This window comes from Bacteroides sp. 2_2_4, from assembly GCF_000157055.1.
GTDB lineage: Bacteria > Bacteroidota > Bacteroidia > Bacteroidales > Bacteroidaceae > Bacteroides > Bacteroides ovatus.
On sequence record NZ_EQ973376.1, the window covers coordinates 47,335 to 58,657 of the forward strand.

Genomic DNA, 11,323 nt, shown 5'->3' on the forward strand with positions numbered 1-11,323 from the left:
TATCTGTTTATCGTTGAAAATGAAAACACCCCGCAAGGATCGGCTTACGGGGTGTTGTGGGATTCTTCTCATGGTCAGTTCTCTCTTTGAGTGATTTCATCCAGCCGGAGACGTTTGAAGCAGTTCCCAGCTGCCGCGCTGTCCTTGAACCGGACATCGATGCGTCCGTTCTTGTAGAACCGGATCTGCTCGGCATTGGTGGTCGTGAGGTCGTACCAGTCAGTGACGGAAACATCGTTGTCATCGAAACGGATGATCATCTTTGAATTCCCGTTCAGTATGTCGTCCGCACCGTAGGCGATGCCGGCGCACAGGGTTTCCAAATCCCCGCCATAGTTGTAACTGATTTTGCACCTGTTGTTGTATTGTATGTAATAATCGTCGAAACGGATGATTTCGGGAAATACAATCCTGTCCTTCTTCAGCTCCGTCTTGACTTTACTCCAGCAGGAAGGTTTGACGACTCTGGCAACCCTGGCAAGAAGTTCCTCCACCGCCGTTTCCCGGAAACTCTTGCCACCCAGGTGTTCGATAACCACATCTACATATGTCCCATAGACAGGACGGGAGCCCATCTGAAGGGTCTTTTCGTCTATTTTATATTCAGGGACCGACACGTTGTAAGTCCTGTTGAAATAAGAAATGATGCGGCCCGCAAAGTTCGCGTTGGCGTTGCGGTTCTTATCCACCAGGTCATTGATCAGGTCGAACGGCTTGAACTCGTTGTGAGAATAGTCGTCCCTGTTGTTATGGTAAGTATAGAAATCCCGCATGGACACCTTGCCGTTCTCCTCGTAATGGAACTTGCGCTCGGCTTGATACTGTTCTGCCTCCTCCTTGAAGACGGCGTACCAACGGTCAATCTGGTCGAGTGTCTTGTAAAGCAGTTCTTGCTGCATCTGGCAATAGAGCCGGTCTTGTTCCGTAATCTTGTCCTCGTTTCTCACTTGTACGCTCAGGATACCGGAAAGCAGGTCGGGAGCGTTACCGGCCTTGGTCACTGTCGTTTGCATATCTGTTGGATTTTAAGTGTTAGAAATTATCTGGTTTGATTCGGTAGAAGTACGTGATGTGCTTTTCCATGTCCTTGACTATCTTGACCTGTTCGGGGTGGAAGTTGAGCCTCCGTTCTTCGGCAGGGGCATCAACCGTTTTCCACTCGGCGGAAGGTAGAAACACATATTCCCGACGGAAACACCATAACACGATTTGATTTTCCCAATTTCCCTTGAACACCGTTCCTTCGTAGTCCTTCAGGAACTGCCAGAACTCGGCTTCATCCCGGAAAGCGATGTCAAAGCCTTGATAGAGGTTGCCGCTTTCCGATTCATCCCTTTTGTTCAGGTAAAACTTCCGGTAGGTCTCTGTCGTGAAATCTCCATACCTGGAATTGGGTTCGGCATAGAACCATAAAGGCACTTTAGCAATGAACGTCACCGAACCGTTGGCGCATGCACCGCAGTGTCCCCAGTCCTTGAACGCTCCTTCCGTCCATTTCAGGAATTTCATGTCCTTCGGATTTACGGAGTGGAACGCTCCGCCGCTGACACTCAGACGGATGCTCCCGCCTTCTTCCCACACGAAAGGAACATAGGGCTGTTCGCATATGGATAGGTATCCTTCCTTTGTACTTTTGCCATCAATAAGAGCGTTCCCGTAATAATCCCCATGTTCGGTTACATATACCAGCCTGTCGCCGATTTGCGGTGTGACTTCAGAGCGTGTCCGCTCGATAAGCTGCACATGATTGTTGGCCATATCCACATCTTTCTGTGTCAGTCCATGTTCATGGTCGTATGAAACATTCCGTTCTTTGAGTGTCTCGATACCGTACTTTTCCTTTGTTGCCTGTTGTAGCATGACAATTATATTTTTTTGTTAGTCCGGCTTTTCGGGGCCGGAGTTCCCGTAACTACAGGCTATGAAAGGCCGTGTCCCGTACATGCAAGGTTGGTGGGAAAAATACCGCAAGCCCTCCGGGCGAGGATGATTTTTCCACGACACCCGGAGGGCTTGACCTTGCTTGTACGAGCAGGACACGGGGTACCTTTGCCTGTGAGTTAGGGGAACTCGGCTTCGGTATGACTGTCATGTCCGATACAGGTTATTTCATTGGTTCATCATGAATTTGTACCCGGAAAACTCCGGTATTCTCAGAAAAAATGCTATCTTTGCATCGAAACAAAGAGTTATTTGAAAGCATGAGGAATATAGTGATTCTGAACAGTCCGGCATTTTCTTATCCGTTGCCCGTTCTCATGCGAGTTGAATGTAATTCGTTGATAGTCAAATAAAATACTTCATACTATCACAAATATACAAAAAAAAGAGAGAATCTGGTTGAATAGATTCCCTCTTTTATTCATAAATGATATTGACAATGTCTATTTCACGATTATCTCATCCGTAAATATCCACCCTCCGAATTCGCTTCCGGCCTGTGCCTGGTAACGTACGTATCTTCCTTTGGCTTCTCCCTGCCATGAAATATCCGTAAACCGGATAGGGGTTTCTTTGCTCACTTCAAAGTGTTGTTTTTGCAACTCCGTGAAGTTAATTCCATCATCGGAAATGGAAATAATCACTGTCTCCGGCAGGAATACTTCCGCGCCGACCACTTGCATAAAAGCGGCGGTGATGGAATGGATAGGGGTTTCTTTTTCCATATCAATCGTCACATCGAGACGGTTGTCCGAGATAAATCCTTGCCATGAACCATCACCGTAAGTCCAGTCACCACGTATGCCGTCTGTCAGGGCTGTGTTGCCTTGTGCGGGATAATGGGGGCTATAGGAGGAGTTATAGGTCACTTTTTTACCGAGCGCCAAATGGCTGACTGGTTGAAGAGATTCGGGACGGCTGCCGATTTCTTTGCTCAAATCGAAAGGATGGTATCCTTTTTTCTGTAAATCGGCCACTGCTGACAGTGCGCGGGTATGGAAATCGGGCCACGACTTACGTTCCGGAGCCGACCAGGCTACTTCCGCCAATGCCAGCATACGGGGATAAATCATATATTCCACGTGTTCGGGAGTGGGGATATATTCCACCCATAGGTTACCCTGCACACCATAGACTAACTTTGCCTGCTCCGCAGTTAAGGAAGCGGGGACAGGATCGTAGGCATATACTTTCTTCAATGGCAGGTAGCCACCGATAGCTTCCGGCTGGGAGTACGGGGCGTCCTGATAGCTGTCCAGATAACAGTATGCACCCGGTGTCATGATGGCATGATGGCCGGAGGTGACGGCAGCAATACCACCCTCTTCTCCACGCCACGACATAACGGTTGCATTGGGCGCGATACCTCCTTGCAGAATCTCGTCCCATCCCAAGAGACGGCGTCCGTGATTGTTGAGGAACTTTTCGATACGGTGTATCAGATAGCTTTGCAGCTCGTCTACATTGGCCAGATGCTCGTCTTTCATTCTCTTCTGACATTTCGGACAGGTCTTCCAAGCCGATTTGCCGGCCTCATCACCTCCTACATGAATGTATTCGGAAGGGAAAAGTTCCATGACTTCCGTCAGTACATTCTCCAGAAAGGTGAAAGTTTCTTCATTACCGACACAGAAATCGGAGTTCTTGTAAGGTTCTCCCGAACAGGATAGCTGCGGGTAGGCAGCCAGCACTTCTTCCGAATGGGAAGGCATTTCAATCTCCGGAATCATCGTGATGTAATGCTGACGGGCATATTCCAGTATTTCACGAATATCGTCCTGGGTGTAATAGCCGCCGGAAGCTCCGGGTTCATCGTAACGGAGGTATTTACGTCCGCCGTTCCACCATTTCTTCCAGGTGGGGTCTGTACGCCAGGCTGCAAAATCGGTCAGTAAAGGGTATTTCTTGATTTCAAGCCGCCAGCCTGCCGCATCGGTCAGGTGCAGGTGCAAACGGTTGATTTTGTAATATGCCAATGCGTCTATCTGCTTCTTTATAAACTCTTTGGTAGAGAAATGACGGGATACGTCCAGCATCAGTCCGCGATAAGCAAAACGAGGGGTGTCTTCTATCTCGACAGAGGGTACGGAATAGCTGCCTGTGCTTGCCGGTTGCATCAGCTGTAACAGGGTTTGCATTCCATAGAATAATCCGGCTCCCGAAGTTGCCCGGATCTCGATTCGTTGAGAGGTGACGGAGAGTGTATAGCTTTCCGGTGATGGCAATTGGGGGGTCTTGGGGGTTATCAATAAGAAAAGCATCTGTTTCCTGTCTTTCATTCTCGCTTCTTTCAGCTGAACAGGTAATGCTTTCAGGTAATTCTCCCAGAGTTCCGCTTCTCCACCTTGCAGGTTTGTATAAAGTTTAGTCTTTTCTGACAGTAAAAAAGAGCCCGTCCCCTGCTCCATTTTTAATGGGACAGGTATGACGGACTGTGCCAGAATGGGATGTGCATGGAAGCACATCCCCAATATCCATAAGAAAAGACAAACTTTAGGGTATTCTTTTCTTATATTCATTAATCAATTTTGATTTCGTCTACAAATAAAAATGCCTTTTTACCTTTTCCTCCATGCCATGCCGGAAGTGATTTCTCCGGTGAAGCAATGACTCTCACGTATTGGGTGGTCACAGGAGCAAAGGTTAGTTTGTGCTCAACGATTCCGTCTTTGTCTGTCTCTTTCATCTCCGGATATTCTTCGGAAGCAATCTTTTTGAAGGTCTTGCCATCATCTGAAGTTTCTACGGACAGGTTTCTGGCATCAAATACCCAGTCCCCTTTTGCTACATTGGTAGAGATTGCCACGCTTGAGATTTCAGTAGGTTGCTGGAGGTCGATAGTCATATCCATGTCGTTTCCGTTGAAAGCGATCCAACGGCCTGACTTATAGCTGCTATTTCCTTTCAGACCATCTATCAAAGTGGAAGCTCCTTTGAACAGGTATTGTTCATTGATAGGCTGATTAGCTACAATCGGCTTCATGCTGGATTTGCTGAAATCAATCTTCTCTGTCACTATCTTGCTTTCGCCGTTGGGACGAATGGCTTTGGCGGACAGGGTTACATTTTCCTTGATTTTCAATACTCCTTCATAAACGGAGGAAGCGGCAGTAGGTTCTGTGCCGTCTAATGTATAGTAAACAGGGGCACCGTCGATGGTAGACAGGGTAACGTCCATTGTTCCTTCTGCCGGATTCGGGTCAAACTCGGCTTGTACGTCAAATACGTGTTTAGCGTAATTGTATCCTTCTGCATCGTACCACTTAATCAGTTGTGGAAGACGGGACAGGAAGTCGGCATAGTTTTTCTTTTCGGGGCTGGACCACTGAATTTCACACAAAGCAGCCCAACGAGGCAATACCATGTACTGTGCATGCGGGAAGGTAGCGATGTATTCTGTCCAGAGGTTGGCTTGCACTCCCTTGATGTATTTCTGTTCTTCCGGAGTAAGAGAAGCCGGCATCGGCTCGTAGCTATACACTCTTTCCATCGGCAGATAACCACCGATACCGAACGGTTCGTTTTCGATGTCTTTAGCTTGGTAGTAGTCGAAATACAGATAGGTGTTCGGTGTCATGATGACATCGTGTTTCTGCTTCGCAGCTTCGATACCACCTTTCTCACCACGCCATGACATCACGGTAGCATTCGGAGCAAGTCCGCCTTCGAGGATTTCATCCCAACCGATGATTTGACGTCCGTGGTCGTTCAGGAATTTCTCAATATGGTTGATGACAAAGCTCTGCAAACGTTCTTCTTTGCTGTGGCTCTGATCTGACTTCAATCCCAATGCTTTGATACGTGCCTGGCACTTCGGACATTTTTCCCATCTTACTTTCGGGCATTCGTCGCCCCCTACATGAATATATTGTGATGGGAAGATTTCAATCAATTCACCATAAACATCTTCCAAGAATTTCAATACTTGGTCGTTTCCGGCGCAAAGCACATCCTCGGATACACCCCATTGTCTCCATACTTCGTATGGACCACCGGTACAACCCAGTTCAGGGTAAGCGGCAAGGGCAGCTTGCATGTGTCCCGGAAGGTCGATTTCGGGAACAACGGTGATGTAGCGTTCGGCTGCATAATCTACAATTTCTTTGGCTTGTTCCTGGGTGTAGAATCCACCGTAAGGTTTGCCGTCGTATTCGCCGGAGTTACGTCCGATGACTGTTTCTGTTCTGTTAGCACCGATTTCAGTCAGTTTCGGGTATTTTTTGATTTCCAGACGCCAACCTTGATCGTCGGTGATATGCCAGTGGAGGCGGTTCATGTTATGTAAAGCCTGCATGTCGATGTAGGTCTTTATTTCATCCACGGTAAAGAAATGACGGCTGGTATCGAAATGCGCGCCACGATAGCCAAAGCGGGGAGCGTCATTGATTTCTACGGCTGGCATGGCAATATCCGCACCGACAGCCACAGGCAATGATTTGCGCAGGGACTGGATGCCATAGAATACGCCGGCTTCCGTAGGACCAGTAATCGTGATTCCGTCACCGGTAACTTTCATCTGGTAGGATTCCGGATTTTCGTTCTCCGTGCCTAATGCCAGTACGATTGCGTTTTTACCTTCTGTTCCGGCTTCAATGGCGAAATCTTTTCCGGTAGCCGTTTTCAGATAGTCTGCCAGGAATTTTGCGTTGCGTTGCATCTTCTCGTTTCCTTCCGGATAGAGAATTTTCACACTGCTCTTGAGGATGAAGGGACTTCCTTGAGCGGTTACAATTTCTTGTGGCATGGGGATGATCTGGTAGTTGGCTTCCTGTTGCACCGATTGGCAAGAGGCAAAAAGTCCTGCTAGTGCCAGACATCCGGTTAATTTAAAGAGTTGCTTCATAAACTAAAAAATTAAGTGTTAAGTTATTAATAGATTAATTATAAGTTTCACGAATATGTTTGATTGTCAAAGGCAGCTCCTCTCCTTTCTTTATTTGGGGAGAAGTGATGACGACCGTTTTACGTTCTCCGGGAAGAAGGTCGAAAAAGTTGTCGCTGAAACGGGCTCCCTGCAAAGGAATTTCAATAAAGACATCTTTTGCAAGAGCGGGAGAAAACAATGTCAGTTCACACATGCCGTCTTTCTGTTTCATCTTGCAGGAAACGGTTGTTTCAGGCAGAAGCAGGTCTTTTGTTTTTCTAAAGAAGTATACGGTTTCGGCAAGGGTGTTTCCTGCCTTGTCTTTTAGCGTCAGTTGCATGAAACAGCGTTGCTGTTCTTCCGGTGATAGCCAGGTGTCGGGTTTTATACGGTACACGCATTGGGAAGTGTTAGCCGGAACTGTCAATGTGTTGAGTTGTATAGGCTTGCCTTGTTTCTTTCCGTCAAAGTCTGTTACTTTCATTTCCAACATCAGGTGGTCTTTGGTGTCCGGACAGTCGGAAATCAGGTAGATATTGAGGCTGTCGTTCTGCCGGATAGGATTGATGAGGATTGGAGCAAAGACTCGTTTGGCTTGGTAATGCAGGGCTTTCCAGTTACCGTAATAGTCGATGCTCGACCAGGATACTACCGGCCAGCTGTCATTCAGTTGCCAATACAGGGTACCCATACAGTAAGGACGGTTCCGGCGGTGTGCTTCCAGTCCGTGACGCATTCCTTGTCCTTGCAGTACTAGTCCGACATAGACAAAGTCTTCAAATTTTTCGGGGATGATATAGTCGCGCTCCATGTAGGTACGAATCAGGGCGTTGCCGATGCTGCTTTTCTGATGAGCATTCATCACTTCCGATTCTATCTGATAATCTTCCGGAGCGGCGAAAGTGGAGATGGTCTTCATTTCCGGGAAGGACTGAAAACCGAATTCGCTCATGAAACGGGGCAGGTCTGTATCGAGTGACTCGAATGTTTTTTGACCATACCAGACTCCCCAGTTATGGCTGTCTCCTATCCCCCAGGATTCAGGACGCCCCCAGTTGGCAAAATACGGGGAGCTGTGTATGTAGAAACGGTCGGCATCCAGTTCCTTAACCTTGGCTGGAAGGAGCTGATGGAACAGTTTGTCGTAGCCTCGAAACATTTCCTGATAGATTTCGGGCGGGAAGTTCTTGTCGAATCCCCAATATTTTAAGGCTTCCAGTATTTCGTTATTGCCGCACCACATCGCCAGGGAAGCATGATTGCGAAGGCGACGGATGTTATAGCAGGCTTCCGCCTCTACCCTTTTCAGAAAGGTGGGGTCGGACGGATAGGGAGTGCAGGCAAACATGAAGTCTTGCCACACCAGTATTCCGTTTTCATCTGCCAGGTCATAGAAACGGTCATCTTCGTACGTTCCACCTCCCCATACACGAATGACATTCATGTTCGCTTCGCGGATGTCGCGGAATAAGGTTTGGTAGCGTTCGGTAGTGACGTTAGTCAAGAGTGCATCCTGGGGGATGTAATTGGCTCCTTTGGCAAACATAGGTACACCATTTACTTCAAAATAGAAGGATTCTCCGTCTTTATCTTTTTCATTAACGAGGCGAACAGTACGCAGTCCTATCCGGTGCGATTGCTCGGCTACGACTTTATCTTCTACTATGATTTGAGCGGAGAAATCATACAGGGCGGGCTTTCCCCATCCATTCGGCATCCAACGTACGGGGGATGCCACTTCGGAAGGTATGGAAACATGATTGATTCCGGGCTGTAAGGTGATTGCCTGGCTGATGCTTTTTTCTGCACTTCTTTCGAATGAGGTATTGATTCTCACCTCTGCCTGAAGTGGCCGGGAGAGTATGTTGTTTATTTCTAATTCATTAGACAGATTTGCGAGCTGGTCGGTCAGTGCGAGTTGCTTTACGTGATAGTCACTGATAGAAGCTGCGTCATAAAAACGGATGGTCACCGGACGCCAGATGCCGCTGGTCACCATGCGGATTCCCCAGTCCCAGCCATAACTGTAAGGGGCTTTACGGGAGAATATGCTTAAATGTTTGTCGTGATGGTCGTTGTCTGCCGGATAGTTGAATCCGTTCGAGTTATATTGAGGCAGTGTCTGCCGGATGGGGGAATGAAAATAGATGTGAAGAAGGTTTTCTCCGATACGGAGTTGGGACTTGACAGGTATGGTATAACCGACAAACATGTTATCGGCTTTCAGCAACAATGCTCCATTGAGGTATACATCGGCGTATGTGTCAAGACCTTCAAAAACCAATTGGGCGTCATCCCGTTTCAGTTGTTCGGGGGTAACTGTAAAAGCAGTCCGGTATTCCCAGTCTTCATTTTCCACCCACTGAATCTTTTGTTCATTGATGCCATAAAAAGGATCGGGAAGTTGTTTATGGTTGATAAGATCCTGATGAACGGTGCCCGGAACCTGTGCCGGTCGCCACAGCTCCGTCCCTACCTGGGAAAACTCCCAGCCTGTATTTAGAACGACAACTTCGGAATTGTCATTGCTCTGTGCATATGCCATACTGCAACAGCATAGTAGTTCACATGCTATTTGAGCCTTTTTTCCGATCAAATTAATCATCATAGTGGGGCATTAGATATTAACGGATTCAAAGATATTATTTTTTCAGCAAATTTCACTGATAATTTAACAAAATATGTTGTTTTTGCACGCCACGATAAATATACGGTTTTATTCTTTTATCATATCGGATAGTTTAACCGCTATTATATCTATCATTTCATTCCTAACAAATCTGTTAATTTCACCGCCTGAAAAGTCATGTGTGCCACACTGCTCTCATATAGAATACCGATTGTCTCTTTATCAATCATCGTCAGGCAACTATATCCCCATCCTTCTGCTTCGTCGAGCATGATTTGATGTTCGGGCAACCAGGTAAGTCCTTTATCCAGACTTGTTTTTATTGTTATATGATTGCGCCCTTTAGTCGTATCCGGATTTGAAAACAACAGGAGGTCTTTATTCAAAACGTTGTCCTTGGCATCGACATGAATCAGACTGGCCATACATACCGGTTCCTGAAGTGTCTTACGTGAAGACGGGTGTTCTGTCCAGGTTTTTCCCAAATCTTTCGTTATGGCAATAGCCCGGCTTCCTCCTCTATTGTCACGCATATTCAGCATCAATACTCCCGGTTCTATTTCCGCAACTTGTGCTTCCGTTGTATTTGTTCGTGCCATATTGTGCATTTTCCACGTTTTCCCCCGGTCTTTACTATACATGATTCCTGCATTCGGAACACGGGTAGAGTCTATAAACTGCGTTGGAAATACTAATGTGCCGTCGCTCATCGTTATTCCACGTCCGGGTCCTTGAAGGAGAAAATACCAGGACGGATCTTTTACCTGCTCTGTTATATTGATCGGTTTCGACCATGTTTTACCATCGTCTGTACTCTTTGCCAATACCAGCTGTGCGGTATGGTTTATATCCATTCCCGAATGGGAGCTCCACCAGGCACGTTGATTACCCATACCATGTGTCCATGCGGCAACCACCCAGACGGTATTCGTTTGAGTATCTACCAAAATAGAGGGATCTCCTACCCCATTCTGTGCTTTAGGCAAACCGCCATACTCACCAAATGAAAGCGGAAGACGCATTTTCTCCCAGCTCTTCCCTCCGTCAGTGCTACGACTCAAACCCACATCTACATATTCCTGTAAATCGACACTACTATTATATCGGACATCGTACACTCCCAATAATGTTCCTTTATTGGTTGTCACTAATCCGGGAATACGGAAGGAAGCAGAACCGTCATTACCAGCATGACGAACTCCGACTGCCATCCGGTGAGTAATATCTTTCGGGGAAATAAATTTACAATAGAGTTCTTTCCCATCCACTTTTACAGCATGTAAATCAGAGACTATTTTAGTATGCAAAGAGGCATCTGTTTTCATCTGCAAACTGATCCAAAAAAAGTTGACACCTGGAAATAAATTGTAATTACCTCTTAATACAACTTTTTCCGATGGTCCGACCTCTGCACATTTTATGGAATAGGAAGGATTAGCCGCCAATGTCGCACCCGGTCGATGGCTGGATATGTACTCTACAGGGGCAAAGCGATTTTTGTTTTGATCTTGTAAGGCCTCTGTTCCTCCATAATAGAGTTTGATTGCCTGGACATCCGCTAAGTTGGTACTTTTACTGAAATCTAAAACAACTTCATCGAGCATCTTGCTTTCCTTTGCATCCAACCGGATATAGAACAGAACATTGTCCTGCCGCTCTATCAAAACCGGGATTTGTGTTTCATGGATAAACACTGTGTCTGAAGCTTTTACGTCAAAAGAATAGCCTAATAAGACAAGGAAAAGTAAATAAAAAATTCTTCTCATAATGGGGGTATTAGTTAGTTTAACGCGATAAAGATAAAACTTTTCTACCATAATACAGCTATGCAAACAGTTAACTTTCATTTTACCAAGTTCTGGTAGGACTAGTCAATACTTTGACCACCG

At 46.6% G+C, this 11,323-nt stretch carries 6 protein-coding genes; all 6 read right to left on the bottom strand.

Annotated elements, in window-relative coordinates:
- Nucleotides 1-74 precede the first annotated feature (74 nt).
- Nucleotides 75-1,013 (bottom strand): hypothetical protein, encoded by a 939-nt coding sequence (locus BSCG_RS01105; protein ID WP_005680496.1) that lies wholly within the window; start codon nucleotides 1,011-1,013, stop codon nucleotides 75-77.
- A 19-nt stretch (nucleotides 1,014-1,032) separates the two neighbouring features.
- Nucleotides 1,033-1,860 (bottom strand): DUF4121 family protein, encoded by an 828-nt coding sequence (locus BSCG_RS01100; RefSeq protein ID WP_005680497.1) that lies wholly within the window; start codon nucleotides 1,858-1,860, stop codon nucleotides 1,033-1,035.
- Between the two features lie 524 nt (nucleotides 1,861-2,384).
- Nucleotides 2,385-4,460 (bottom strand): family 20 glycosylhydrolase, encoded by a 2,076-nt coding sequence (locus tag BSCG_RS01095; RefSeq protein WP_008777493.1) that lies wholly within the window; start codon nucleotides 4,458-4,460, stop codon nucleotides 2,385-2,387.
- Nucleotides 4,460-6,784, bottom strand: a complete 2,325-nt coding sequence (locus BSCG_RS01090; RefSeq protein WP_008777494.1) for a family 20 glycosylhydrolase — start codon at nucleotides 6,782-6,784, stop codon at nucleotides 4,460-4,462. Before BSCG_RS01090 ends, BSCG_RS01095 begins: the two co-directional genes overlap by 1 nt.
- Nucleotides 6,785-6,818: 34 nt before the next feature.
- Complete coding sequence (locus tag BSCG_RS01085; protein WP_008777495.1) at nucleotides 6,819-9,413, bottom strand: beta-mannosidase; 2,595 nt, start codon at nucleotides 9,411-9,413, stop codon at nucleotides 6,819-6,821.
- Between the two features lie 152 nt (nucleotides 9,414-9,565).
- Nucleotides 9,566-11,200 carry a sialidase family protein gene (locus BSCG_RS01080; RefSeq protein WP_008777496.1) on the bottom strand — a complete coding sequence of 545 codons (1,635 nt, stop codon included), beginning with the start codon at nucleotides 11,198-11,200 and terminating at the stop codon, nucleotides 9,566-9,568.
- Between the last annotated feature and the right edge of the window lie 123 nt (nucleotides 11,201-11,323).

Coding starts and splice junctions, on each gene's coding strand:
- BSCG_RS01080 (WP_008777496.1), bottom strand. CDS start 11,200: ATGAGAAGAATTTTTTATTTACTTTTCCTTGTCTTATTAGGCTATTCT.
- BSCG_RS01095 (WP_008777493.1), bottom strand. CDS start 4,460: ATGAATATAAGAAAAGAATACCCTAAAGTTTGTCTTTTCTTATGGATA.
- BSCG_RS01090 (WP_008777494.1), bottom strand. CDS start 6,784: ATGAAGCAACTCTTTAAATTAACCGGATGTCTGGCACTAGCAGGACTT.
- BSCG_RS01085 (WP_008777495.1), bottom strand. CDS start 9,413: ATGATGATTAATTTGATCGGAAAAAAGGCTCAAATAGCATGTGAACTA.
- BSCG_RS01100 (WP_005680497.1), bottom strand. CDS start 1,860: ATGCTACAACAGGCAACAAAGGAAAAGTACGGTATCGAGACACTCAAA.
- BSCG_RS01105 (WP_005680496.1), bottom strand. CDS start 1,013: ATGCAAACGACAGTGACCAAGGCCGGTAACGCTCCCGACCTGCTTTCC.